A 25,222-nucleotide genomic window follows, 5' to 3' on the forward strand; every position below is an offset into this window, starting at 1 on the left:
CGGATCGGGGCGGTCGGGGCTCAGCTCAGCTTGCCGCAGTAGCGCTCGAGAATCGCCCAGGCCTCGTCACCGAACTTGCCCTTCCATTCGCTGTAGAAGCCGGCCTGGCGCAGCTTGTTGCGAAAGCTCTCGGTCTTGGTGGTGTTGAAGACCATGCCCTTCTCGGTCAGGGTCTTCTGCAGGCTGCTGTTGAGGGCGGCCACATCGGCACGCTGCTTCATGCCGGCGGCATTGATATGGCGCGCGACGATGGCGCGCAGGTCCTCGGGCAGGCGCTCGAACGAGCGCTTGTTGGCCAGGAACCAGAAGCCGTCCCACATATGGTTGGTGACCGACACGTACTTCTGCACCTCGTAGAGCTTGGCGGTGTCGAGAATGGCCAGCGGGTTCTCCTGCCCGTCCACCACCTTGGTCTGCAGCGCCGAATAGACCTCGGCGAAGTTGATCGAGGCCGGCGCCGAATCGAAGGCCTTGAACATCGAGGTCCACATCGGCGAGACCGGCACGCGGATCTTGAAACCCTTGAGGTCCTCGGCCGAGTTGATCGGATGGGTAGAGGAGGTGATCTGGCGGAAGCCGTTGTCCCAGATGCGCTCCATCGCGATCAGATTGGCCTTGGCAATCTGCGCGCGCACATGGGCGCCGAGGTCGCCGTCCAGGGCCTTCCAGACGGTGTCGTAGTCGGCGAACGCGAAGCCCACGCCGGTGACGGCCGCACCCGGCACCAGGGTCGAGAGGATCAGGCCCGAGAGCGTGAAGAAGTCGATGCCGCCGGCGCGCAGCTGGCTCAGCATGTCGGTGTCCGAACCGAGCTGGCCCGAAGGGAAGACCTGCAGGTCGACGCGGCCCTTGGTCTCGGCCAGGATGGCCGCGGCCATCTCCTTGGCGCGCAAGTTCATCGGATGCGCGGCCGGCAGGTTGTTGGCGTACTTGAGCGTGAACTCGGCCTTCTGGGCCAGGGCCTGGCCCAGCGGCAGGCTCAGGGCCGAGGCGGCAGCGGCCGAGCGAAGCAGGGTGCGACGGGTGGTGTTCATCGTTGTCTCCGTTTTTTCTAGGGGTGGCGAAAGCGAGGGGCGAGCCGGACTAGTCTGCAGGAGCCATCTGCAGCTCGCCTCGATGGTAGAGCTGCTCGCGCACCTCTTTCTTCGTGATCTTCCCGTAGCCGGACTTGGGCAGGGCGTCCCAGAAGAAGAAGTGCCGGGGCCAGCGGTAGCGGGCGCAGCGGCCCTCGAGATGGGCCAGCAGGGTCTCGGCCGACAGCCCCGGGCGGCTGGCCACGATGACGGCCACGCCGACCTCGCCCCATTTGGGGTCGGGTACGCCCAGCACCGCCACCTCGGCCACGTCCGGATGCAGCAGCAGCACCTCCTCGACCTCGCGCGGGTAGACGTTGGAGCCGCCCGAGATATACATATCGGACTCGCGGCCGGTGATGTAGAGCAGGCCGCGCGCGTCCAGGCGGCCGAGATCGCCGGTGTGGAACCAGCCGCCGCGCAAGGCCTTGGCCGTGGCCTCGGGGTTGTCGAAATAGCCGGCGAACACCGCCGGGCCGCGGCAGCAGATCTCGCCGACCTCACCCACCGGCAGCGGCCGCAGCTGGGCATCGAGGATGGCCACTTCCATGCCGGTGCGCGGGCGGCCGCAGCTGCCGATGTTGGCGTTCGGATCGGCATCGTCGAGTCCATGCATGGACGCTGGCAGCACGGTGATGCAGCCCGTCACCTCGCCCAGGCCGAAATACTGCACCAGCACCGGGCCCAGCTTCTGCAGGGCCCGCCGCTGGTCGGCACGGTACATCGGCGCGCCGGCATAGATCAGATAGCGCAGGCTGCTGTGGTCGTAGCGGTCCACCGACGCGTCCTCCACCAGCATCTTGACGATGGTGGGCACGGTGAAGAGATTGCTGACCCGGTGCCGCTCGACCAGCCGCCAGACCTGCTCGGGCTCCAGCCGCTCCGAGGCCAGCAGCACGGTGGCGGCGCCGCGCGCGACATTGAGCAGCGCATGGATGCCCGCGCCGTGCGACAGCGGTGCCACGGCGATCGAGCAGTCGCTCTCGTCGGTGCCGGGGATCAGGTCGGCCAGATGGTTGGTCACGACGAAAGCCATCTGGCCATGGGTCAGCATCGCGGCCTTGGGCCGCCCGGTGGTGCCCGACGTATAGAAGTACCACAGCGGCGTGTCGGCCCGCACCTCGGCCATCTGGGTCGGCGCGCCCTGATGCGCGGCCAGCAGGGCTTCGTAGCCGATCTCGCCCGGGCGCGGCCGGCCTATCGTGATCAGGTGGCGCAGCCGCGGTGCTTCCGCCCTGACCGCATCGACATGGGCCGCGAAGTCCTCTTCCGCCAGCATGGCCACGGCCTGGCTGGAGCTGCCCAGATAGGCCAGCTCCGGCGGCGTCAGCCGGAAGTTGGTCGGCACCCAGACCAGGCCCATGCGGAAAGCCGCCCAGCAGCTCTCGAACAGGGCCACATTGTTGCGCGACTGCACCAGCAGCTTGTCGCCGGCCTGCAGGCCCAGCGCGCGCAAGCCCGCAACCAGGGCATCGACCCGCCCGTTCAGCTCGCGCCAGCTCCACTGCTGTTCGCCCTGGATCAGGCCGGTCCGGTCCGGGAACTGGGCGGCGGTCTGGGCCAGCAGCACGGAGAGATTGGCGGCCTGAGCCTCGTGGGTGACCGGCAGGCTCATGCGGCCTCCAGCACGCTCAGATAGTTGGCCACGGCGGCCCCGCCCATATTGAAGACGGCGCCCAGCCGCGGCTGGCCGACCTGCATCGCGCCGGCCGTGCCGCTGAGCTGCAGCGCGGCCATCACATGCTGGGACACGCCGGTGGCACCGATCGGGTGGCCGCGCGACTTCAGGCCGCCGGACAGATTGACCGGCAGCCGGCCGTCACGCCGGCTCGTGCCATCCAGGATCACGCGCGCGCCCTGGCCCTGCGGCGCCAGTCCCATGGCCTCGTACTCGAGCAGCTCGGCGATCGTGAAGCAGTCGTGGGTCTCGACAAAGCCCAGGTCGTCCAGCCCGGCCCCGGCGGCGGCCAGCCCGCGCTGCCAGGCCAGCGCCGCACCCTCGAAGCGGGTCGGGTCGCGGCGCGACAGCGGCAGGAAGTCATTGACCTGGGTGCGCGAGCGCCAGCGCACCGGGCTCACCGTCGCGTTGCCGCTGGGTGCGGCCGAGATGACGAGGGCGGCCGCGCCGTCCGACACCAGCGAGCAGTCCGAGCGCTTGAGCGGCCCGGCCACGATGGGGTTCTTGTCGGAGGGCTGGCGGCAGAAATCGAAACCCAGGTCGCGGCGCAGATGGGCATCGGGGTTGTGCAGGCCGTTGGCGTGGTTCTTGGCGGCGATATGGGCCAGCGCATCGCTCTGGTCGCCGAAGCGCTCGAAGTAGCGGCCGGCGATCTGGCCGAACACGCCGGCAAAGCCGCCCGGCGTGTCGCCCTCCTCCTTCACATAGGAGCAGCGCAGCAGGGTCTCGCCGACCTTGGCGGCGGGCACCGCATTCATGATCTCGAAGCCGACCACCAGGGCATGGCGCACGCGCCCAGCCTGCACCGCGTCCAGCGCGGCCCAGATCGCGGCCGAGCCGGTGGCGCAGGCGTTCTCGCAGCGCACCGCGGGTACATGGCGCAGCGCCGGCATGGCCACGCCCAGCAGCGCGGCGCTGAAGTCCTGCGGCATGAAGCCGCCGTTGAAGTGGCCGACGAAGATGCCGTCGATGGCCTCGGCCTCCAGCCCTGCGGTCTGCAGCGCCGGGGCCACCGCATCGCGCAGCAGCTGCTCGGGGTCGAGGGCGTCGAACTTGCCGAAGGGCGTGTGGCCCCAGCCGATGATGTAGGGGAGGGTCATGGGGGCTCCTGGTGAATGGGCTCAGGCCTGGGAGGCGGCGCTACCGTTCGCTTCGGCCGCGCGGCGGCGCAGTGTCGGCAGGCCGACGCCGGCGGCGTCGAAGCCGCCGTCGACCGCCAGCACCTGGCCGTTGATAAAGCTGGCCGCGTCGCTGCACAGAAAACCCACCGCCTCGGCCATCTCGCCGGTCGTGCCGTAGCGGCCCAGCGGGATGGTGTCGTAGTAGTCGCTGCGGATGGCCACGCTGTGCACCAGCTTGGCCATCTCGGTCTCGACCGGCCCGGGGCAGATCACATTGACCCGCACGCCGGCATTGCCCAGCTCGACCGCGTACTGCTTGGTCAGATGGATCAGCGCGGCCTTGCTGGTGCCATAGGCCACGCGCAGCGTGCTGGCACGCAGCCCGGAGATCGAGGCCACGTTGACAATGGCGCCGCGGCCCTGCGCTGCCATCAAGCCGCCAAAGGCCTGGCTGCACAGAAAGGCGCCGTCCAGATTGGTGGCCAGCACCTGGCGCCATTCGGCGAACGAGGTCTGCAGCACCGGCTTGAACACGGCCACGCCGGCGTTGTTGACCAGCGCGTCGACCCGGCCGAAGCGCGCCGTCACCTGGGCGGCCGCCCGCTCGACCTGGGCCGGGTCCGATACATCGCAGTGCAGGCCGAGCACGGCATCGGGCCGGGCCAGTGCGGTGACGGTGGCATCCAGCGTGCTGCCGTCGATGTCCAGCAGGGCGATGCGATGGCCGCGGGCCAGGAACCATTCGCCGATCACACGGCCGATGCCGCGCGCGCCTCCGGTGATGACGGCGACGGGGTGGGTGTTGTTGCTCATGATGTGGGGCAGTCCGTGGAGTTCAGGGTTCAGGATTCGACGGCGGCGGGCAGCCACTCCTCGAGCGTCAGTTCAAAGGTCACGCAGACCGGATTGGCGCCGGCCACGAAAGGGCCGCCATAGACCTGGCCCTCGGTGTCGACGACGACGCCGCTGAGCGCCGCCCGCAGCGAGCCGTCCGGCTGCGCGCGCACCTCGCCGGCCAGGCTGACGACTTCCACCGCCGGGCCGCGTATCAGCTGGCAACCGCCCTGCGGCCGGGCCAGGCAGGCGTCGACCAGGCTGCCCAGCGCGCCGCGTACAAAGGCATGGCGGAAGCCCTCGGCCAGGCAGAGTTTTTCGACGCTCTGCACCAGGTCTTCGTTGGGGGCGATGCGACCATAGGCGACGCGCCCCATGCGGCCGTGTTCAACCAGTCGGATCTCAGGCATCGGATACCTCGGTGTGGGGGCGCAGGAATGACATGCGGGTCTCGGTGTCGTAGCCGATGCGCAGCTCGATGCCGTCCAGTGACGTGGCCAGCGCGCTGATGCCGCCGGCACCGATGCGTGTCTGCTCGGTCAGCACATGGCCGCCGCGCACGCTGCCGTCGGCCAGGCGGAAGGCCGCATGGCAATGCAGCACCGGCAGGCCCGCCGCCGAGCGGCCCAGCGTGGCGTTGCCAAAGATCAGGCGGGCCGCCGTGGTCTCGCGCAGCTCGCCATAGGTGGCCACGACCCGGCCGCTGTGGTCGGGCTGGGCCAGGCAGTAGCTGAGCGTCTGCAGCTCGCCGCCCAGCAAGGTCATCGAGGCGTTGCGCACCGCGACGCCGGCCAGTGCGCCGACCAGGGCCTCATGCAGCGACAGCCCCGGCGGCAGGGCCAGGCGGAAGTGCCGGCCGATGGCCGCATGCCGGTGCTCGATGCGCAGATCGCTCACCGGCCCCGGGTGTCTGAGGGTTCGGGGCCTGGGCAGGCCCGGCAAATGTTCCGGCATGCGTGTTGTCTCCTGCAGCCCTGTTTTTTGTCTCGCCCTCCGGACCGGCCGGTCGCGGGCTGGGGTCGGGGGCATGAGAGGCAGTCTAGGATCGGGCTTCGATTTGTGGAAATTTGCAATACAGATCGATCTATTCAAGAAAGCTAACGATGGACATGCGTCATCTGCGTTGCCTGGTGGCCGTGGCCGAGGAACTGCACTTCGGCCGGGCGGCCAAACGCCTGCACCTGACCCAGCCGCCCGTGAGCCTGGCGATCAAGGAGCTGGAGGACGAGCTGGGCGTGACCCTGCTGGAGCGCACCTCGCGCCGCATCGCCATCACCCGCGCCGGCGAGGATGCGTTGCGCGATGCGCGCGCGGTGCTCGCCGCCGCCGATACCATGCGCCGCCGCGCGCAGGAGACCGCGCAGGGCCTGATGGGCACGCTGTCGATCGGCTTCATCAGCCTGCCCATCTACTCCTTCCTGCCGACCCTGGTGCGGCAGTTCAGCGCGGCGCACCAGCGCGTCAAGATCTCGCTGCACGAGGGCACGACCGACCACATCATCCACGACGTCGAGAGCGGCAGCCTGGACCTGGGCCTGGTGTTCCAGACCGCCGACCCGCCGGCGGCGCTGAGCGTCAAGCTGGTGCAGAAGGAGCCGCTGGTGCTGGCGCTGCCGGCCGGCCATGCCCTGGCCGGCAGCGCCCGGATCGCGCTGGGCCAGCTCGCGCAGGAGCGCTTTCTGGGCTTCGAGCGGCACCAGGGGCCGCTGATGTTCGACGCCATCGTCGCCACCTGCATGCGCCACGGCTTCAGCCCGAATCTCTTTGTGGCGCGCCAGATGCAGACCATCGTCAGCCTGGTCAGCGGCGGCATCGGCGTGGCCCTGGTGCCCGCCAGCGTGCAGGCGCTGGGGCGCGAGGGCGTGGTCTATCGCGAGCTCAAGGACAAGGCCACCGAGGTCGAGACCGTCGCCGTCTGGCGCGCGGCCGACCACTCGCCGCTGGTCCAGGCGGTGCTGGACTACCTGCCCAAGGTCTGCCACCGGATCGGCTAGCGCGGCGACCCTGCGGTCTGCCCTTATGCTTGGCGCCGCATCGCCCACTCCCGTTCAAGGTCTCGTCATGACTGACTCCTATGTCTTCCCGCCCGAGGTACAAGCCAGTGTCGCCGTGCGCGGCAGCCGCCAGCGCTATGCCGTCGCCCGCATCTTCTGCGTCGGCCGCAACTACGCCGCCCATGCCCGCGAGATGGGCAGCGATCCGGATCGCGAACCGCCCTTCTATTTCAGCAAGCCGGCCAATGCGCTGGTGCCCTCCGGCGCCAGCATCGCCTACCCGCCCGGCACCAGCAATTTCCACTATGAGATGGAGCTGGTGATCGCGCTCGGCGCGCCGGTCTTCAAGGTGGCGCCCGAGGCCGCCGAAGCGGCCATCTGGGGCTATGCCGCCGGCCTGGACATGACGCGCCGCGATCTGCAGAACGCGGCCAAGGCCAACGGCCGGCCCTGGGACATCGGCAAGGGCTTCGAGAACTCGGCCGTGATCACCGAGCTGGTGCCGGCCAGCGAGATCGGCCACCCGAAGGCCGGCGCGATCACCCTGGCGGTCAACGGTGTCGAGAAGCAGCGCGGCGATCTGGCCGACATGATCTGGAGCGTGCCCGAGATCGTTGCCAATCTGTCGCAGTACTACCACCTGGGCCCGGGCGATCTGATCTATACCGGCACGCCGGAAGGCGTCGGCGCGGTCAAGCCCGGCGATGTGATCACCGGGGTGATCGAGGGCCTGGATAATCTGAGCCTCACGATCAAAGACCCCGACTGAGCGATGTTCGATCACAACGAGAGCCTGGACCAAGCCCGCGAGCGCAATATCCGCGAGGCGCTGATGGAAGACATCGGGGTCTGCGACTGGACCGCCCGGCTGGTGCCGGCCGGTCGCCGCGTCAAGGCCCAGCTGCGGGTGCGCGAGGCCGCCGTGCTGTGCGGGCGCCCCTGGTTCGACGGGGTGTTTGCCGCGCTCGATGCGACGGCCCGCATCGAGTGGCTTTATGAGGAAGGTGCGCGTATGAGCGCCGACACCGTGGTCTGCGAGATCGAGGCCGACGGCCGGGCCCTGCTGTCGGCCGAGCGGCCGGCGATGAACTTCCTGCAGCTGCTGTCCGGCACGGCCACCCTGACCCGCGCCCATGTCGACGCGATCGCGGGCGCCAGCACCAATCCGCGCGGCTGCGCGGTGCTGGACACGCGCAAGACCCTGCCGGGCTTGCGTCTGGCGCAGAAGTACGCGGTGCGCATCGGCGGCGGCGCGAACCAGCGCCTGGCCCTCTATGCCGGCATCCTGATCAAGGAAAACCATATCGCGGCGGCCGGCGGCGTCGCAGCGGCGCTGCGTGCGGCCCAGGCGCTGAACGCGGGCGTGGACATCCAGGTCGAGGTCGAAAGCATCGCCGAGCTGCAGGAGGCGCTGGGCGCCGGTGCGGTCAGCGTGCTGCTGGACAATTTCAGCGAGGCGATGATGCGCGAGGCGGTGGCCGTGACGGCCGGCCGGGCCTTGCTGGAAGTCTCGGGCGGGGTCGAGCTCGCACAGCTGCGCTGGATCGCCGCCACCGGCGTCGACCGCATTTCCATCGGTCGGCTGACCAAGGATGTGAAGGCGGTCGACTACTCGATGCGGGTGCTGGGGCCGGTCTGAAACACGGCTGAAACACGGCTGAATCGGCGCTGAAACCCTTAGTGTTTTTTTAGCGCAGCGCTAGCAAAGCTTTAGCGGCGCCGGCGCGCACCGATTCCTAGACTGCCCTGCGTGTCCACTCGAAAGCGAGCGGGCCTCAACTCAGGAGCAGTTCGATCATGTCTTTGCAATCCCCGGCCGCCGGCATCACCGCTCAAGGCCCGCGTTTCGATATGTATGGCCCCATCCACAAGGCCTTGCGTCATTTCTTCTGTGACTGCCTGGTCCGCATGGGCCGGCTTGACTGGCAGGACCCGGCCGAGCTGGCCGAGGTGAGCTCGCAGCTCGACGGCCTGCTGACCCTGCTGCGCCAGCATCTGCAGCACGAGAACGACTTCATCCACACTTTTATGCAGTCGCGCCAGCCCGGCAGTGCCGCGCGGGCCGGCGGCGAGCACCACGACCATCTGGAAGCGCTGGCCGCGCTGGCCTTGGAAGTGAAGCTGCTGCGCAAGCTGCCCAGCGCCGCCCAGGCGGCCGGCGTCTATCGCCAACTGTCCTTGCTGATGGCCGAGAACCTGGTGCATATGGACATGGAAGAGAGCGAGCACCACCTGTGCCTGTGGCAGCAGGCGAGCGATGAGGAGCTGATGGGCCTGCATGACCGCCTGCTGGCCAGCATCCCGCCGGCCGAGATGTTCGAGATCCTGGCCTGGATGCTGCCGGCGCTGTCGCCGCAGCAGCGCGCAGGCATGTTGATGGGCATGCGCGAGGACGCGCCGCCGCCGGTGTTCCAGGCCGTACTGGCGCTGGCGCAAGAGAAGCTCGATGCGCGCGGCTGGGCCAAGCTGCAGGCCGCGCTGCACCAGCCGCTGGCCGCCTGACAGCTAGTCGAGCTGCTCCAGACGCAGCGGCCGCGCCAGGCTCAGACGCCAGCGTCCGCGGCCGCTTTTCTCGATGCGCAGCGGCGTCGCGCGCTCGGCCAGGCGGCGCTGCAGCAGCAGCAGCCTGGCCTCCAGGTTGTCCACCACATCGGGCAGCCTCAGGCGCGGGTCCAGGCGCAGCTCGCGGTTGCTGAACTCGGCCCGACCGTCCGCCAGCCAGTCCTGCACGAGCAGGGCCAGGATGGCACCGGCCACGCCCTTGATCAGATAGTCGCTGCCGAGGAAGACGCTGTCGTCGTGGGCGTAATGGCGCAGCAGCACAGGCTCGCCTTCGGGGGCAGCGGCCGGCGCCGCGCGTGGCGCGGCCGGCGCCTCCGCGGCGCTGCTCTGCAGCAGGCTCATGGCCAGGGCCAGCTGGTTGGCGATGACGCTCAGCGCGTCCTCGTCGTCATAGCTGAAGTGCTGGTCCTGCTCGCTCTCCAGCAGCAGCACGCCCAGCACCTGGCCCTGCAGCTTCAGCGGCACGGCCATCTGGCTGCGCGGCTCGGCCAGGCCAGGCATCGGAATCTCCTCGGCACCGCTGTCCAGACCCTGGTCCTCGGCACGCTGGCGGATCGCACGGGCATAGGTCTGCCACAGGGTCAGGTGGCCCACCCGCAGCGCCACGCCTTCGCGCGCCGCAATGCCGGCCACGCCCTGGCCCACGGCCATCTCCGCACCCAGACCCGAGTCGGCGTAGCCGTGGCTGGCCACCGCATACAGGCGCTGGCTGCGCTGGTCCAGCAGCAACAGCATCGCATGCTCGATCAGCAACTCCTGCTGCAGGCCGACCATGGCCTCGTCCAGCAACTGGTCCATCTCGCCACAGACGGCCAGGCGATCGCTCAGGCGGCGGGTGGCGGCGGGCAGATCGCAGCGCGGCTTGGGGGCAGCCAGCTCGCGCCGCCCGCCCAGGCGCTGCACGTCCAGCACGCGGTACACATCGGAGCCTCGAAGGTGGTAGACCTTGTCCATGCCGGAGTGCGAGGCGATGCCGGCGAGCTTGGCCTTCATGCGCTCGAACAGCGGGCCTTCGCTCTCGGTGCGCAGATACTCCAGTTGCAGGCGCACGCCGCCGGCGGTGTAGGGGTCGTCGACGGTGATGGCGGCGCGCCGCGTGGCCAGGATGTTCTGGCGGCTGCGGTTGAAGAACTGGAACGACAAGGCCACATGCTGCTCGTCCACATACTCGGCCTGCGACAGATAGCACAGATGCGGCACACCCTCGGCCGAGGCGCTGCACAGCACGGCCGGAATCACGCCCTCGAACATGCGGCGGATCTCGCCCAGGCGCACCTGGCTGTCGCTGGCGCGGCGACCGTGCGGGGCGTCGCTCATGCAAACAGTTCCATCGGCGCCCCGGCGCCGGGCCCGGGCGTCTGGTTCCAGGCCCCGGTGGGCAGGAAGCTGACGACCTGCAGGTCCTCGCCATGACCGTCGAACCAGGCGTCGGCAAACTCGGGGCCGAATCCGAACAGGCCGATCTCGCTCGTGAAGTCCTTGTGGTTGGCCGCCAGCTCCGGCCAGTCGGCCGTCCGCGCCGGCTCCACCCGCGCATCGCGTCCCTTGATCTGGATCGCCACATGGGTGCTGGGCTGGCAGAACACGCAAGCCACCTGGGCCGTCTGCGCCACCGCCGCGATCAAGGGCTGGCCGGGCAGGGCCGGGAGCAGCAGGGCCAGGCGCGCGTCCTGGCGCTGCTGCACGGCCAGCGCGCGGCTCAGCGTCGGCAGCCCGGCGGCGTCACAGGCGCCGACGTGGATGGACAGCCCCTGGCGCAGGAAATCGCGGAGTTGTGCATGCAGCTGGTACACGGGCCTTCTCACCTCCCGCGCAGATTCTAGAGGCCACCGGCTCGGCCTTGGCGTCGCTGGCTTTGATCAACGGGCCGGTGCCGTTGACCGCGGCGTCGGCGAATGAGCGGCTGGCCGAGTTGCCGAGATGTAAACGTCGGCAACAGTACGACAGCCTAGGGATTGCCCGGGTATTCTGCGAAGCCCGCCATTTCGGCATGGAGTTTGCAGCGAGGGCTTTGTGGACAGCAAAACGGCGCTTGACGGTGATACCGGCTTTACGCTGGACGCGAGCCTGCTCGCCCGGCGCAAGGCCGCGCGTGCGCGCCGGCTCTACACCCAGCAGGTGCCGGCGCTGCGCCTGCTGGGCTTCGCGATCCTGAGCGTGATCGCGCTGCTCAATGTGCCCGGCGGCTTGTCGTCCCGCCCCGAATTGATGCTGCTGCTGTTCTTCAACATGGCATATGCGCTGCTGGGCTGGCTGGCGCTGCGCCTGGGCTGGGGGCGCAGCGGGCGGGTCGATCTGAGCCTGGTCTTCTTCAATCTTGATGTGCTGGCCTGGCTGCCGACGCTCTATCTGCTGGAGCAGGGTCAGCTGTTCTTTGCCTACTTCATGCTGGTGCGGGTGGTCGACCAGATCGGCTTCGGCTTCAGGCGCGCCTTCTATTTCGTCCATGTGATCACGCTGGCCTATCTGGCCTACGGGCTGGGCATCGCCGCGCTGGATCCGGCCCGGGCCCTGTGGAACGAGCGCCTGGGCATTGCCGCCTCGATGTATCTGCTGGGCGTCTACCTGGCCGCCACCGGCCTGGTGATGGAGCGGCTGCGCCGGCGCGCCCGCGAGGCGGTGCGCACCGCTCATCAGCTGGTCGAACAGCTGGAACAGAAGGCCTATGCGCTGAAGCTGCAGACCGTCGAGCTGGACGCGGCGCGGCGCCAGGCCGAGCAGGCCAACCAGGCCAAGTCGCAGTTTCTGGCGGCCACCAGCCATGAGATCCGCACGCCGATGAACGGCATCCTCGGCGCGGCCGAGCTGCTGATGGGCACAACCCTGACCCCGATCCAGCAACGCTATGTGCAGACCGCCCACCACTCGGCCACCGCCTTGCTGGGCCTGATCGACGATGTGCTGGACCTGTCGCGCATCGAGGCCGGCAAGCTGGAGCTGCGGCCGGTGGTGCTGGACCTGCGGGCCCTGGTGGGTGAGGCACTGGAGATGGTGATGACGACGACGCGCGACAAGCCGGTCACGCTCAGCGCTCATGCCTCGGTCAAGCTGCCGCCCCGGGTGCTGGCCGACGCGACGCGCTTGCGCCAGCTGCTGGTGAATCTGCTGCACAACGCGGTCAAGTTCACCGACCGGGGCAGCGTGCGCCTGGAGGTGCTGGTGCTGGAGGCGCAGCCGCTGCGCGTGCGCTTCTCGGTGCGCGATACCGGCATCGGCATCCCGGCCTCGCAGCTGGAGACCATCTTCGACACCTTCACCCAGGTCGACAGCTCCAGCACCCGGCGCCACGGCGGCGGCGGCCTGGGGCTGGCCATCGTCAAGGAGCTGACCGAGCTGATGGGCGGCCAGGTCAATGTCGACAGCGATGTCGGCCAGGGCTCGCACTTCTGGATCGATCTGCCGCTGCAGATCGCCGGCGAGGAGGCCGTCACCGTGGCCGCGCCGCTGGCGGTGGCGGGCGATGCGGTGGCGGTCAATGTGCTGGTGGCCGAGGACGACCCGGTCAACCAGATGGTGGTCGAGGGCATGCTGAAGATGCTGGGTTGCCACGTCGATGTGGTCAACGACGGCCAGGCCGCGCAGGCGGTGGCCCGCAAGGGGCAGTACGACATCATCTTCATGGACTGCCATATGCCGCAGATGGACGGCTACGAGGCCACCCAGCGCATCCGCGCCACCGAGCAGGACGGCAGCCGGCGTACTCCCATCGTCGCGCTGACCGCCGACGCGCTGGCCAGCGACCGCGAGCGCTGCCTGCAGGCCGGCATGAACGACTTCATGACCAAGCCGGTCAACCGCGCCCAGCTGGCCGCGATGATCAAGCGCTGGACCGGGCTGGCCACCCTGCCGACCACGCAGTGGTGAGCCAGGGGCCGGCTTGAGGTCCAATATCGCCATGGACAAAGCCCAAGACACCGAGCAACGCCTGACCGATCTGGAGATCAAGGCCAGCTTCACCGAAGACCTGGTCGACCACCTGAACCAGACCGTGATCCGCCAGCAGCAGCAGATCGATGCGCTGCTGCACGAACTGGCCGCGCTGCGCGAGCGCGCCACGGCGCCGGCCGAGAGCGTGGGCTTTCGCAGCCTGCGCGACGAGCTGCCGCCGCACTACTGAATCACGGAATCATTGGGCCAGCGGCGTCAGCGTCACCTGCACCTGGGCCTGCATCGCCTCCCCGCCGCCGCCCAGGCGCATGCCGCGCACCGGGCAGGCGTCCAGATAGTCGGCGCCGATGGCCAGCTTCACATAGCGGCCGTCGGCCAGGCACTGGTTGCTGACGTCGAAGCCCAGCCAGCCCTCGGTCAGCCGCGCCTCGGCCCAGGCATGGCTGGCGACATGGTGCTCATCGGTGGCCAGATAGCCGGAGACATAGCGCACCGGCACGCCCAGCAGCCGTGCGCAGGTGGCAAACACCTGGGCATGGTCCTGGCAGACGCCCAGCCGGCGTTCGAAGGCCTCGGCCGCCGGCGTCGCGGCATCGGTGAAGCCGGGGGTGTAGGGCATCTGCACGCCCAGCGCCTGCATCAGCGCCAGCAGGCCGTCGCGGGTGTCGGCGGCGACGCCGCCCGCATGGGTCTGGGCAAAGCTGCGCAGCGCCGTGTCGGCGCGGGTCAGGGCCGAGTCGCGCAGGAACAGCTCGGGCGGGAAGGCGTCATGCGGGTCGGGTCGGGGCGGGCCATCGACGGTGTCGACCAGGCCCTCGGCGCGCAGCCGGATCTCGCTGTGCGGCCGGTCCATGCTCAGCACATGCATCACATTGCCATAGGCGTCCTTGCCGCGGCTGGCCCGGCCCGGCAGGCTCAGCACCCAGCGCAGCACACGCTGGCCGGCACCGTCGGTGGGGGTCAGGCGCAGATACTGGGTGCTGCGCTTGACCGGGTGGTCGTAGCGGTAGACCGTCTCATGGCTGATCGCGAGCCGCATCAGTTGGCTTCCAGATAGGCTTCGCGGATCGCGTTGGCGAGCTGGGCCGACTCTTCGAGGAACTGGGTCAGCCAGCGGTGCACGCCGGCGTCCAGGATCTCGTCGACCGCGCCGTACTCCAGCCGCAGCGCCAGCTGGCCGGCTAGGCGCTTGACCTCGCGGCCAGCATCCTGCGCGCCCGGTTTCGCCTCGATATGCGGCAGGATCGCGACGATCTCGTCGCAGCAGGCCCGCAGCGAGCGCGGGATGTCGGGCCGCAGTATCAGCAGCTCGGTGACGCGGCGGCCGTCCAGGCTTTCGCGGTAGACCGCGTGATAGGCCTCGAAGGCCGACAGCGAGCGCAGCAGCGCGCTCCAGGCATAGAAGTCGGGTGCACTCTCGACCGGCACGTCCACCGGCACCAGGCTCTCGACCGCCGGCTCGATCAGCTGCGACTTCACATCGAGCAGGCGGGCGGTGTTGTCGGCCCGCTCGATGAAGGTGCCCAGGCGGATGAAGTTGTAGGCATCGTTGCGCTGCAGGGTGCCGTAGGTGGCGCCGCGGAACAGGTGCGAGCGCTCCTTGACCCAGTCGAAGAAGCTCGAGACGCTGGGGATGCCGCGCTTGGGGAAGCTGCGCGCCTCCAGCCAGGTGCTGTTGATGGCCTCCCACATCTCGGCGGTGATCTGGCCGCGCACCGCATGGGCATTTTCGCGCGCGCCCTTCAGGCAGCTCAGCACCGAGGCCGGGTTGCTCAGGTCCAGGGCCATGAAGTTGAACAGATGCTCGGGGTCCAGCGAGGACTGGCTTTGCGTGAAGGACTCCAGCGTGCCGGTGACGGCCAGCGGCGCGGCCAGCTCGGTCATCGCGCCACGGCTTTGCGGCAGCAGCGACAGCGAGTGCGTCACATCGAGCATGCGCACCAGGTTCTCGGCGCGCTCCAGATAGCGGCTCATCCAGAAGAGTTGGGCGGCGGTACGGCTCAGCATCTCAGTTCTCCAGGATCCAGGTGTCTTTGGTGCCGCCACCTTGGGACGAATTCACCACCAGCGAGCCTTGCTTCAGGGCCACGCGCGTCAGCCCGCCGGCGACCATGCTGATCTCGCGGCCGCTCAGCACAAAAGGCCGCAGATCGATATGGCGCGGTGCGATGCCGGCCTCGACAAAGGTCGGGCAGCTCGACAGGCACAGCGTGGGCTGGGCGATGTAGTTGCTCGGGTTGGCCTTGACCCGCGCGCGGAAATCGTCGACCTCGGCGGCCGTCGAGGCCGGGCCCACCAGCATGCCGTAGCCGCCGGCACCATGCACTTCCTTGACCACCAGCTCGGCCATGTGCTTGAGCACATGGTCCAGATCGGCTGGCTTGCGGCATTGCCAGGTCGGCACGTTGTGCAGGATGGGCTCCTCCTTCAGATAGAAGCGGATCATGTCGGGCACATAGGGGTAGATGGACTTGTCGTCGGCCACGCCGGTGCCTATCGCATTGGCCAGGATCAGATGACCCTGCTTGTAGACCGAGAGCAGGCCCGGCACGCCCAGCATCGAGTCGGCGCGGAAGGCCAGCGGGTCGAGGAAGGCGTCGTCGATGCGGCGGTAGATCACGTCGACCCGCTTCGGGCCTACGGTGGTGCGCATATAGAGGTAGTCGTCCTTGACGAACAAGTCCTGACCCTCGACCAGTTCCACCCCCATCTGCTGGGCCAGGAAGGCGTGCTCGAAGTAGGCGCTGTTGAAGGGGCCGGGGGTCAGCACGACCACATTCGGGTTCTCGACCTCGGCCGCATGGCGCAGCGTGTCGAGCAGCAGGGTCGGGTAGTGCGCGACGGGGGCCACCGGGTAGCGGGAGAACAGCTCGGGGAACAGCCGCATCATCATCTTGCGGTTTTCCAGCATATAGCTGACGCCCGAGGGCACGCGCAGATTGTCTTCCAGCACGTAGTAGCCGCCGTCCGAGTGGCGTATCAGGTCGACCCCGGTGATGTGGGCGTAGATGCCGTGTGGCAGATCCAGCCCCTGCATTGCCGGCTGGTACTGGGCATTGGCGAAGACCTGCTCGGCCGGAATCAGGCCGGCCTTGATGATCTCGTGATCGTGGTAGATGTCCCACAGGAACTTGTTCAGCGCGGTGACGCGCTGGCGCAGCCCGGCCTCCAGCATCTGCCACTCGCTGGCCGGCACAATGCGCGGCACGGTGTCGAAAGGGATCAGGCGCTCGGCGCCGGCTTCGTCGCCATAGACGGCGAAGGTGATGCCCACCTTGTGGAACAGCAGGTCGGCCTCGGCCCGCTTCTTGGCCAGGGTCTCGGGCGTCTGGGCCTGCAGCCACTGGTCAAAGGCCTGGTAATGGGGGCGCGTGGCCCCGTCGGCGAGCAGCATCTCGTCATAGTGGCCCGGGGCGGGCAGGGTGAGCGCATGCATGGTGAGAAGGACTCCGTCGGCTTGAATCGCGATAGACGCAAGGGCTGTGCCCAGGCCTGCTTTGCTTGCCTGCAGTGCAGCTTGCCCGAGTTTGGTGCGTTCGGCCAGCGACCGATGAATCGGCCATGCGCTGACTTGGTGCGCGATGCCCGTCTCCCGACTTGCGGCGTGTCGACGACCGGGCTACAAAGCGGCCCATGACTGCCGCGACGCAAGACCTGACCCACCCCCGCAAGGACCGTCTGTCACTCGGCAGCTGGCTGACCGCTGCCGTGCTGACGGCGGTGCTGCTGGCCGTGCTGAGCTGTGCCTGGCTGATTGAGAATTTTGCGCGCGCCCATGCCGAGCGGCGCGCCACCGAGTCGCTGCGCCAGATCGCGCTGGACTTCCGTGACGCGCTGGACCGTGGCATGGCCCAGCAGTTCCAGGAGGTCAAGGTGCTGTCGCAGCTGGAGCTGTTTCAGCGCCACGACGATGTGCCGGCGATGCGCCGGGCGCTGGAGCAGATCCGGCTGGGCTTTGGTCATTTCGCCTGGCTGGGCGTGACCGATGCCGAGGGCCAGGTGCTGGCCGCCGGCGGCGGTCTGCTCGAAGGGGTCAATGTCGCTAAGCGGCCCTGGTGGCAGGGCGGCAAGGCCGGCCCCTTCGTCGGCGATGTGCATGCGGCGGTGCTGCTGGAGAAGCTGCTGCCCAAGCAGAGCGAGCCCTGGCGCTTTGTCGACTTTGCGCTGCCGCTGCGCGATGAGCGCGGCCGCTATCTGGGCGTGTTCGGCGTGCATCTGAGCTGGGCCTGGGCGCGCCAGATCAAGAACGAGCTGATCGACGCGGCGATGGAGTCGCATGCAGCCGAGGCCCTGGTGATAGGTCAGGACGGCACCGTGCTGCTGGGCCCCCCGGCTTTGGAAGGACGCAAGCTGGCGCTCGATACCGGAACGATAGGCACGGCTCGGCGCTACAGCGATGCCGGCGTCGACTATTTCGCGGTGACGGCCGCGACGCGCGGCCAGGGCAGCTACCCGGGCCTGGGCTGGACCATCCTGATGCGAACGCCGACCAGCGTGGCGCTGGCCGACTACCAGAAGCTGCGCGGCCAGATCGTGATGGTGGCGCTGGCGCTGGTGGCCCTGGCCGTGCCGCTGGCCTGGCTGCTGGCGCGCCGCCTGTCGGCGCCGCTGGAGCGGCTGGCCGCCGTGATCTCGGCCCGGCGCCATCTGGGCGAAGAGCCGCTGCCCCGGGTCGGGGGCTATCGCGAGGTGGCCCTGCTGTCAGGCGCGCTGGCCGATCTGTCGGCCCGCCAGGCCGGCCAGGACGCGACGCTGGCCGAGCTCAATGCCTCGCTGGAGCAGCGCGTCGAGCAGCGCACCGCCGAGCTGCAGCAGGCGCTGCGCCAGCTGCAGGCGGGCGAGCGGCGGCTGCGCACCATTGCCGACAACCTGCCGGTGCTGATCTCCTATATCGACCGCGAGCAGCGCCTGCAGTTCCTGAACGCGACCTTCAAGCCCTGGATGGATATCGACCCGACGCGGGCCCTGGGCCAGCGTCTGCCCGAGTTGATCGGCCCCGAGGCCTACGAGCCGCGCCGTCACGCGCTGCAGCAGGCCCTGGAAGGCGAGCGGGCCAGCTTCGAGACCGAGGCCGAGGCGGGCGGCGTGAAGCGCCTGCTGCGCGCCGACTACATCCCCGATCTGCTGGAGGACGGCTCGGTGGCTGGCGTCTACACGCTGGCCACCGACATCACGGCGGCCAAGCTGGTCGAGCAGCATCTGGATCGCCTGTCCCGCGTCGACGAACTGACCGGCCTGCCGAACCGACGCCAGTTCGACGAGCGACTGGACGAGGCGCTGGCCCGCAGCCGGCGCAACGCCCAGGGCCTGGCGCTGATCTTCCTGGACATCGACAAGTTCAAGCAGATCAACGACGGACTCGGCCACGCGGCCGGCGATCAGGTGCTGCAGGAGTTCGCCCGGCGCCTGAGCCGCTGCGTGCGCAGCACCGACATGGTCGCGCGGCTGGGCGGCGACGAGTTCGTGCTGATCCTGGAGGGCCTGCACCAGCCCGACGAGGCCGAACTGGTGGCCGGCAAGATCCAGCAGGCGATGCAGGCGCCGGTGCAACTGCCCACCGGCCCGCTACAGCTGGCGACCAGCATGGGGATTGCGGCGTATGGCGGCGGGCCAGACGACTTGCCGGCTGGGGCCGAGTTGCTGGCCCGTGCGGATGAGGCGCTGTATCGGGCCAAGGGAGCGGGGAGGGGGTGTTTCAGGTGGGCGGGGCGGAGCTAGCTATTGCGAAATAGCGCCGCTATTTGGACGCAATTCGGTTCCTCGCGGACGGCAACAAGGTTGATCGCGAAAACAGGCCCCTGTCTTATGGCGCGACGAGCGACAGAAGTCCATTGCGCATGGCTCCTGCTCGACTCACTCAGGAACAAGAAAACAAAGAAAGCGCCCGAAGGCGCTTTCTTTGGAGAGGGTTTCAGTTCAGACAGCAGTAAAAGCTGGCTGTATTTTGCCCTATGGTCACGTATGGAGTCGGCGACCCTTACACGTTGCCCTTGATCAAGTAATTCTTCACTGCATCAGTGGTGACGTTGGTAGCATTTACCGTCCAGACGATATTCGAATTGGTATCGTTGGCTGCAAAGTTCGGGCTGACGGTGAACGTCACGGCGCCGGTGGCACCGATACCGGCGGCCAACGTTGCGGTGATAACGCCATCCGCGACGGTTGCTTCAGTAATTTCCTTGCTGGGGGTATAGCCCGGAATGCCGGGTTGACCGGTGTCGCAATTGGTCAGTGCGCCTTGCTCTTGCGCACACAAACCGATCGCCGTCTTCAGGGAGTTCAAGCTGCCCAGCGCAGCGGCAGCCTTGGACTTGGCGGTGTAATCCTTGTACTGCGGAATCGCCACAGCAGCCAAGATACCAATAATCGCCACGACGATCATCAGTTCGATCAGGGTGAAACCTTGTTGGACGCGCTTCATGCTCATGATGGGGACTCCTGGGAAGAAAAGAAATGCATTGAGGGGTAGAGACACTCCCCCTGAATGCAGGGGCCGTGCCAGGCTTTTGATCGCCTTTGTTGTGACGGATCTCACGAAATTTCGGGGGATTGCGGGCTTGGAACGACCATTTTGGTCACCCGGGGCCGCGCGTTTTGTCCTGGCTTCGGGGATCTGACCATTTTTGTCAGTCGGCCCGGCGGCCGGCGGGGTTCAGAGGCTCAGGATGTCGCCGGCCCTCAGCGCGCTGATGCGATGCGGGCTGCTCAGAGCACCGATCTCGCTCATCACCGCGTCGATCTCGCCGGGCTTGATATGGGTGATATGAACCGCGACGCTGCCGCCCAGCTGGGCCAGCTCGCGGCCCAGTGCGGTGGGGCAGAGATGGCGGCTGATGCGGGCGAGTTGGCGCTCGTCGTCACCAAAAGCGGTTTCGATCACCAGATGGGCGACCTTGATCTCGGAGAGGCGCTGCCACAGCGCCGGGTTGGGGCCGGTGTCGCCGGTGTAGACCCAGTGGCCGGCGGCTGAGTCGACTGCGAAGCCGACCGCCGGCACCGTGTGCTCGGCATTCAGCACCTCGATTTCGCGGCCGCCCAGCTTCAGTCGCTGGCCGATCTCGAAGGCATGCAGGCTCAGCACCGGATGCTCGGCGCTGGGCAGGCGGGTGAAGTCGGGCCAGATCACACCGTTGAAGATGTGCTGGCGCAACGCGTCCAGCGTGGCCGCCAGCGCGTGGACCTGGATAGGCGGGCGCCCGGCCTGGGCACGCAGGCGCAGCACGGCGTCGGCCAGCAGGCCGATGGCCAGGATGTGGTCCAGATGCGAGTGGCTGACCAGGATGTGGTCGATGCGGGCCAGCGCGTCCAGGCCGAGGTCACCGACGCCGGTGCCGGCGTCGATCAGGATGTCGTCGTCGAGCAGGAAGGCGCTGGTCTTGTAGCCTGCAGCAATGGCGCCGGAGCAGCCCAGGACATGTATGTTCATGCGTCGGAGTCGGAGATGGCGCACGAGATTGTGGGCGCCGTCTCAATTTACGCGCCCCGGGCAGCCCTGCCTAGCTGCGTAGTTCGCGTTTCTCAGCCGATCAGGGGACGGCCGTGGCGATGTCGGGCGGTGGCGTGATTTGCTGCACGGCGGGCCCGGCCTGGGCTGCCGGTTTCAGCCGTCGGGTTCAGAGGCCGGCTTGGACGAACTGCATCTGGGTGCCGGCCAGCTCGATCACATCGCCGCTCTTCAGCGCGACCGATTCACCGACCAGGGGGATGCCGTTGACGCTGGGGCGGGCGCCGCCCTCGACATGGGCGAACACATAGCCGCTGGGGCGCTTGGTGATGGAGGCGACCTGCACGCCGGGCTTGCCGACCGTGGTGACCACCTTGGTCAGGCTGACCTCGCGGCCGGCGGCCGCGCCGGTCAGCACCTTGATGGTGGCCGGCAGCGCGGTGCTGGCGGGCGAACCCAGGGCGCCGAAGGACGAGGGCAGACCGAAACCGCTGGGCACGGCCGAGCCGGGCTTCAGGATCATGGTCTTCTCGTAGTCCACGCTGTCTTCCAGCAGGAACTTGATCTTGTACTTGCCGATCTCGACGACGTCGCTGTTGCTGAGCAACTGCTTCTTGATCGCCTTGCCGTTGATATAGGTGCCGTTGGTGGAGTTCAGGTCTTCGATGAAGACATCGGTGCCCACCATCTGCAGCACGGCATGCTCACCGCTGACCGCCAGGTTGTCGATCACGATGTCGTTGTAAGGCCGCCGCCCCAGGGTGGTCTTGTCCTTGGTGATCTGCACCTCCTTGATCACCACCCCATCGAGCGAAACCACCAGCTTGCCCATGCTTGACCTCAAGTCCTGTTGTCTGTTTTGCGTGCCGGCCGGCTGCTCCAAGCCGCCGATTCGGCCCCGACCTTATTTACGACCGAAGGGCCACCATGCCCGGCCAGCCGCCCGGGCGGGACCCTCGGCGCGGGCCAACACAATCGCAATATTATCCTTGCCGCCCATGTCATTGGCCGCATCAATCAAGGCTTGAGCCGCTTCCGACAGCGAAGGGTGGCTTAAGAGCAACTGAGCCAGGGCGTCGTCGTCCAGCATATCGGAGAGTCCGTCCGAGCACAGCAGGAACAGATCGCCTGGCTGAACCTCGTGCTGATGCAGCTCCAGCATCACCGTGTCCTCGACACCAACCGCGCGGGTCACCAGATTGCGGTTGCTGGAATAGGCGGCTTCTTCGGGGGTCAGCAGGCCGGCATCGAGCTGCTCCTGCAGCAGCGAATGGTCGCGGGTCAGCTGGCTCAGCTGGCCGGCGCGCAAACGGTAGGCGCGCGAATCGCCGACATGGCCCAGCAGCAGGCCCTCGTCGCGGAACACCGCCAGCACCAGGGTCGTGCCCATGCCGGCATAGCGCGGATTGGTGTTGGCCGCATTGAAGATGGCGCGGTTGGCGTTGTCGACACAGATGTCCATCGCCCGCTTCACGTCGGCGGCGGTGGCCTTGTTGCTGGTTTCCTTCAGCCAGCGGCCCAGCTCGGCCGTGATGAAGGAGGTCAGCATCTGGCTGGCGACCTCGCCGGCGTTATAGCCCCCCATGCCATCGGCCAGCACGGCCAGGCTCACGGCCGGGTCCAGCGCCACCGAGTCTTCGTTGTTGTCGCGGGCGCGGCCGACATCGGTAGCGCTGAAGATCTCCACGGTCATGGGCGGGCTGGGCTGTGTCGCTTGGGTCAAGGATTTTGCCCCGGTTCCTGGGGGTTCAGACGCAATGTTTGCGCGAACGGGTCGGCGGCCGTGAAATCCTCGCGGCCCGGCGGGCCTGCCAGATCGGCCGCCGGCAGCTGGGCCAGCACCGTCTCCAGGTCCTGAGCGAACAGCTCGCCGCTACGGTAGCGCAGCTCGGGGCGCTTCTCCAGCGCCAGCGCCAGCACCAGTGCCAGTGCTTCGGGCAGCTCGGGCCGGTGGTGGCGCACATCGGGCGGCGCCTGGTTGGCGATCTGGTACATCAGCTGGGCCATCGAGTCCGACTGATGCGGCAACTGGCCGGTCAGCAGCTGATAGAGCAGCGCGCCCAGCGAATAGAGGTCGCTGCGCCCGTCGACCTGCAGCCCCGCGAGCTGCTCGGGCGACATGAAGGAGGGGGTGCCCAGCACCAGGCCGGTGCGGGTGCGGCTGCCGTCAGCAATGCGGGCAATGCCGAAATCCATGATCTTCAGCGTGCCGCTGCTGCGGTCCAGCATCACATTGGAGGGCTTGATGTCGCGGTGCACCACGCCCTGGCTGTGTGCGAAGGCCAGCGCGCGGGCCAGCCGTATGGCCAGCGCCAGCACCTCGCGCACCGGCAGCAGCGCACCCGCACGGGTGAAATGGCTCAGATCCTGGCCCTGCACATACTCCATCGCAATCCAGGCGTCATGGCCGGTCGGGCCGGCGTCAAGCACCTGCAGGATGTCGGGGTGGGCCAGATGGCCGGCGGCGCGGGCTTCGCGCATGAAGCGCTGGCGCACATCGATCAGGTCCTCGGCCGCGAACTCCCGTTGCAACGCCAGCCGCTTGATGGCCACCTGACGGCCGCTGGCCCGCTCGGTGGCCAGATGCACGACGGCCATCGCACCGCGGCCCAGCTCGGGCCCGATCTCATAGCTGTCGAGGCTGGCGCCGCTGTCGGTCTGGAAATGCTGGGGTTGGGTGCTGGGCAGCGTGCTGGGCCCGCTGACGCTGTCACCCGGGCTGCCCGGCTCGGCCTTGCGGCCCAGCATGCGTTTCCAGAAGCCGGGTGCGGCCATCTCGTGCCCGTGCCTCAGGCGGCCTTGCTGCGCATGGCCATGGCCTTGCCGAACAGCAGGACCAGCAGCGCACCGGCTACGCCGCAGCCGTAGTACAGCGCCGGCAGCACCTCGGTCGAGCCGGGCTTGTCGCCGGCCTGGGTCGGCACCCAGCTGGCCAGCGCCGGATCGCCCACCATCATCGTGCCGGCAATCCAGCCCAGCAGCATCGCGCCCAAGGTGATGACCATCGGGAAGCGGTCCATCAGCTTGATCACCAGCTGGCTGCCCCAGACGATGATGGGGATCGAGACCAGCAGGCCGAAGATCACCAGCGGCATCTGATGGTCGCCACCCGCGCCTTCGGCAGCGCCGGCGATCGCGATCACATTGTCCAGGCTCATCACGAAGTCGGCCACGATGACGGTCTTGACCGCCGCCCACAGCTTGTCGCTCGCCTGGATATTGGCATGCTCATCATCATGCTCGGGCATCAGCAGCTTCATGCCGATCCACAGCAGCAGGATGCCGCCGACCAGCTTCAGGAAAGGCAGCTTCAACAGCGTCAGCGCGAAGAAGATCAGCACGACGCGCAGCACGATGGCGCCGGCCGTGCCCCACAGAATGCCTTTGCGACGCTGGGCGTCAGGCAGCTTGCGGCAGGCCAGCGCGATCACCACCGCGTTGTCGCCGCCAAGCAGGATGTCGATCATGATGATCTGGCCGACGGCGAGCCAGAACTCGGGACTGGAGAGCATGTCCATGGGTATTTGCTTTGTTGGGTGTTCTGCGGCCTGCACAGAAACAGTGAACGACTATAACGAGGCCGGCCGGATCGCAGCCGAAAAACGAAAAAGGGGCTGTCGCCCCTTTTTCTCAGTCCGGCCGCTCGGGCTGCTGACGAATTGTGCGATGCCACGCCCCCCTGGCTCGATGCGTGAAATTACGCATTTGCGAGGGCGGCCGTGGTGTCGACCTTACAGCAGGGCCTTCAGCAGCTTGGCCATTTCCGACGGGTTGCGCGTGATGGTGAAGCCCGACTCTTCCATGATGGCGAGCTTGGCATCGGCCGTGTCGGCGCCGCCGGAGATCAGCGCACCGGCGTGGCCCATGCGCTTGCCCGGAGGGGCGGTGACACCGGCGATGAAGCCGACGATGGGCTTCTTCATGTTCAGCTTGCACCAACGGGCGGCTTCCGCCTCGTCCGGGCCGCCGATCTCGCCGATCATGATGACGGCGTCAGTGTCCGGATCGTCGTTGAAGGCCTTCATCACGTCGATGTGCTTCAGGCCGTTGATCGGGTCGCCACCGATGCCGACGGCCGAGGATTGGCCCAGGCCGATCTCGGTCAGCTGTGCCACGGCTTCATAGGTCAGCGTGCCCGAGCGCGACACGACGCCGATGCGGCCCTTGCGGTGGATGTGACCGGGCATGATGCCGATCTTGATTTCTTCGGGCGTGATCAGGCCGGGGCAGTTGGGGCCCAGCAGCAGGGTGCGCTTGCCACCGGCGGCTTCCTTGGCCTTCATCTTGTTGCGCACTTCCAGCATGTCCTTGACGGGGATGCCTTCGGTGATGCAGATCGCCAGGTCCAGGTCGGCTTCGACGGCTTCCCAGATCGCGGCAGCGGCGCCGGCGGGCGGCACATAGATCACCGACACGGTGGCGCCGGTCTGGCCGGCGGCTTCCTTGACGGTGGCGTAGATTGGGATGTCCGAGAACTTCTCGCCGGCCTTCTTCGGGTTCACACCGGCGACGAAGGCGTTCTTGCCGTTGGCATAGGCTTGGCAGCCCAGGGTGTGGAACTGACCGGTCTTGCCCGTGATGCCCTGGGTGATGACCTTGGTGTCTTTGTTGATGTAGATCGACATGAT

The 25,222-nt window shown here is 67.9% G+C and carries 25 protein-coding genes; 7 read left to right on the forward strand and 18 right to left on the reverse strand.

Annotation, left to right across the window (positions count from 1 at the left end; genetic code table 11):
* Positions 1-20: 20 nt before the first annotated feature.
* From ABGI63_RS04745 to ABGI63_RS04770, 6 genes are read right to left on the reverse strand one after another with little or no spacing between them, the layout of a single operon-like run.
* Positions 21-1,034, reverse strand: a complete 1,014-nt coding sequence (locus ABGI63_RS04745) for a TRAP transporter substrate-binding protein (RefSeq protein ID WP_349741295.1) — start codon at positions 1,032-1,034, stop codon at positions 21-23.
* A 49-nt stretch (positions 1,035-1,083) separates the two neighbouring features.
* Positions 1,084-2,688 (reverse strand): acyl-CoA synthetase, encoded by a 1,605-nt coding sequence (locus tag ABGI63_RS04750; protein WP_349741296.1) that lies wholly within the window; start codon positions 2,686-2,688, stop codon positions 1,084-1,086.
* On the reverse strand, positions 2,685-3,851 hold the full coding sequence (locus ABGI63_RS04755) for an acetyl-CoA acetyltransferase (RefSeq protein ID WP_349741297.1): 1,167 nt from the start codon (positions 3,849-3,851) through the stop codon (positions 2,685-2,687). Before ABGI63_RS04755 ends, ABGI63_RS04750 begins: the two co-directional genes overlap by 4 nt.
* 21 nt (positions 3,852-3,872) lie before the next feature.
* The gene (locus ABGI63_RS04760; protein WP_349741298.1) at positions 3,873-4,685 is read right to left on the reverse strand and encodes an SDR family NAD(P)-dependent oxidoreductase; all 813 of its coding nucleotides are present in this window, start codon (positions 4,683-4,685) and stop codon (positions 3,873-3,875) included.
* A 29-nt stretch (positions 4,686-4,714) separates the two neighbouring features.
* A complete protein-coding gene (locus ABGI63_RS04765; protein ID WP_349741299.1) occupies positions 4,715-5,116 on the reverse strand; it encodes a PPC domain-containing DNA-binding protein in 402 nt (133 codons plus the stop codon).
* Entirely contained in the window at positions 5,109-5,660 is a 552-nt protein-coding gene (locus tag ABGI63_RS04770; protein WP_349741300.1) for a PCC domain-containing protein, read from the reverse strand. The genes ABGI63_RS04765 and ABGI63_RS04770 overlap by 8 nt, the downstream gene beginning before the upstream one ends.
* Positions 5,661-5,809: 149 nt before the next feature.
* Between ABGI63_RS04770 and ABGI63_RS04775 the strand changes: the two genes are divergently transcribed.
* The 4 genes from ABGI63_RS04775 (at position 5,810) to ABGI63_RS04790 (ending at position 9,202) form a co-directional block, all read left to right on the forward strand.
* Positions 5,810-6,700, forward strand: a complete 891-nt coding sequence (locus tag ABGI63_RS04775; RefSeq protein WP_349741301.1) for a LysR family transcriptional regulator — start codon at positions 5,810-5,812, stop codon at positions 6,698-6,700.
* Between the two features lie 67 nt (positions 6,701-6,767).
* Positions 6,768-7,469, forward strand: coding sequence for a fumarylacetoacetate hydrolase family protein (locus ABGI63_RS04780; protein ID WP_349741302.1), 702 nt, complete (start codon positions 6,768-6,770; stop codon positions 7,467-7,469).
* A gap of 3 nt (positions 7,470-7,472) precedes the next feature.
* A complete protein-coding gene (nadC, locus tag ABGI63_RS04785) occupies positions 7,473-8,339 on the forward strand; it encodes a carboxylating nicotinate-nucleotide diphosphorylase (RefSeq protein WP_349741303.1) in 867 nt (288 codons plus the stop codon).
* A gap of 158 nt (positions 8,340-8,497) precedes the next feature.
* Positions 8,498-9,202: a hemerythrin domain-containing protein gene (locus tag ABGI63_RS04790; protein ID WP_349741304.1), complete on the forward strand. Its 705-nt coding sequence runs from the start codon at positions 8,498-8,500 to the stop codon at positions 9,200-9,202.
* Positions 9,203-9,205: 3 nt separating this feature from the next.
* On the opposite strand, the gene ABGI63_RS04795 is transcribed toward ABGI63_RS04790, so the two are convergent.
* Together ABGI63_RS04795 and ABGI63_RS04800 are read right to left on the reverse strand one after the other, a co-directional pair.
* The gene (locus ABGI63_RS04795; protein WP_349741305.1) at positions 9,206-10,579 is read right to left on the reverse strand and encodes a GAF domain-containing protein; all 1,374 of its coding nucleotides are present in this window, start codon (positions 10,577-10,579) and stop codon (positions 9,206-9,208) included.
* Positions 10,576-11,055, reverse strand: coding sequence for a hypothetical protein (locus tag ABGI63_RS04800; protein ID WP_349741306.1), 480 nt, complete (start codon positions 11,053-11,055; stop codon positions 10,576-10,578). The genes ABGI63_RS04795 and ABGI63_RS04800 overlap by 4 nt, the downstream gene beginning before the upstream one ends.
* 220 nt (positions 11,056-11,275) lie before the next feature.
* On the opposite strand from ABGI63_RS04800, the gene ABGI63_RS04805 reads away from it, so the two are divergent.
* Both ABGI63_RS04805 and ABGI63_RS04810 read left to right on the forward strand, forming a co-directional pair.
* Positions 11,276-13,126 (forward strand): ATP-binding protein, encoded by a 1,851-nt coding sequence (locus tag ABGI63_RS04805; RefSeq protein ID WP_349741307.1) that lies wholly within the window; start codon positions 11,276-11,278, stop codon positions 13,124-13,126.
* A 31-nt stretch (positions 13,127-13,157) separates the two neighbouring features.
* The gene (locus ABGI63_RS04810; protein WP_137945447.1) at positions 13,158-13,379 is read left to right on the forward strand and encodes a SlyX family protein; all 222 of its coding nucleotides are present in this window, start codon (positions 13,158-13,160) and stop codon (positions 13,377-13,379) included.
* A 9-nt stretch (positions 13,380-13,388) separates the two neighbouring features.
* Here ABGI63_RS04810 and ABGI63_RS04815 read toward each other — a convergent pair whose 3' ends face one another.
* From ABGI63_RS04815 to ABGI63_RS04825, 3 genes are read right to left on the reverse strand one after another with little or no spacing between them, the layout of a single operon-like run.
* Positions 13,389-14,189, reverse strand: coding sequence for a transglutaminase family protein (locus ABGI63_RS04815; RefSeq protein WP_349741308.1), 801 nt, complete (start codon positions 14,187-14,189; stop codon positions 13,389-13,391).
* On the reverse strand, positions 14,189-15,157 hold the full coding sequence (locus ABGI63_RS04820; protein ID WP_262968748.1) for an alpha-E domain-containing protein: 969 nt from the start codon (positions 15,155-15,157) through the stop codon (positions 14,189-14,191). Before ABGI63_RS04820 ends, ABGI63_RS04815 begins: the two co-directional genes overlap by 1 nt.
* 1 nt (position 15,158) lies before the next feature.
* Entirely contained in the window at positions 15,159-16,586 is a 1,428-nt protein-coding gene (locus tag ABGI63_RS04825) for a circularly permuted type 2 ATP-grasp protein (protein WP_349741309.1), read from the reverse strand.
* A 197-nt stretch (positions 16,587-16,783) separates the two neighbouring features.
* Here ABGI63_RS04825 and ABGI63_RS04830 point away from each other — a divergent pair, with 197 nt between their 5' ends.
* Positions 16,784-18,868, forward strand: coding sequence for a diguanylate cyclase domain-containing protein (locus ABGI63_RS04830; protein WP_349741310.1), 2,085 nt, complete (start codon positions 16,784-16,786; stop codon positions 18,866-18,868).
* 259 nt (positions 18,869-19,127) lie between these two features.
* Here ABGI63_RS04830 and ABGI63_RS04835 read toward each other — a convergent pair whose 3' ends face one another.
* The 7 genes from ABGI63_RS04835 to sucD form a co-directional block, all read right to left on the reverse strand.
* Positions 19,128-19,577, reverse strand: a complete 450-nt coding sequence (locus tag ABGI63_RS04835; protein WP_349741311.1) for a pilin — start codon at positions 19,575-19,577, stop codon at positions 19,128-19,130.
* Positions 19,578-19,802: 225 nt separating this feature from the next.
* Complete coding sequence (locus ABGI63_RS04840; RefSeq protein WP_349741312.1) at positions 19,803-20,576, reverse strand: MBL fold metallo-hydrolase; 774 nt, start codon at positions 20,574-20,576, stop codon at positions 19,803-19,805.
* Positions 20,577-20,763: 187 nt separating this feature from the next.
* On the reverse strand, positions 20,764-21,426 hold the full coding sequence (locus ABGI63_RS04845; protein WP_349741313.1) for an FHA domain-containing protein: 663 nt from the start codon (positions 21,424-21,426) through the stop codon (positions 20,764-20,766).
* 72 nt (positions 21,427-21,498) lie between these two features.
* Positions 21,499-22,287, reverse strand: coding sequence for a Stp1/IreP family PP2C-type Ser/Thr phosphatase (locus tag ABGI63_RS04850; protein WP_349741314.1), 789 nt, complete (start codon positions 22,285-22,287; stop codon positions 21,499-21,501).
* A 26-nt stretch (positions 22,288-22,313) separates the two neighbouring features.
* Positions 22,314-23,369, reverse strand: a complete 1,056-nt coding sequence (locus ABGI63_RS04855) for a serine/threonine-protein kinase (RefSeq protein WP_349741315.1) — start codon at positions 23,367-23,369, stop codon at positions 22,314-22,316.
* Positions 23,370-23,383: 14 nt separating this feature from the next.
* Positions 23,384-24,112: a TerC family protein gene (locus tag ABGI63_RS04860; protein WP_137945438.1), complete on the reverse strand. Its 729-nt coding sequence runs from the start codon at positions 24,110-24,112 to the stop codon at positions 23,384-23,386.
* A gap of 213 nt (positions 24,113-24,325) precedes the next feature.
* A complete protein-coding gene (sucD, locus tag ABGI63_RS04865; RefSeq protein WP_266005261.1) occupies positions 24,326-25,219 on the reverse strand; it encodes a succinate--CoA ligase subunit alpha in 894 nt (297 codons plus the stop codon).
* Positions 25,220-25,222: the final 3 nt, after the last annotated feature.

Origin of the sequence: Roseateles cavernae (genome assembly GCF_040187885.1) — a bacterium.
Classification (GTDB): domain Bacteria; phylum Pseudomonadota; class Gammaproteobacteria; order Burkholderiales; family Burkholderiaceae_C; genus Roseateles_E; species Roseateles_E cavernae.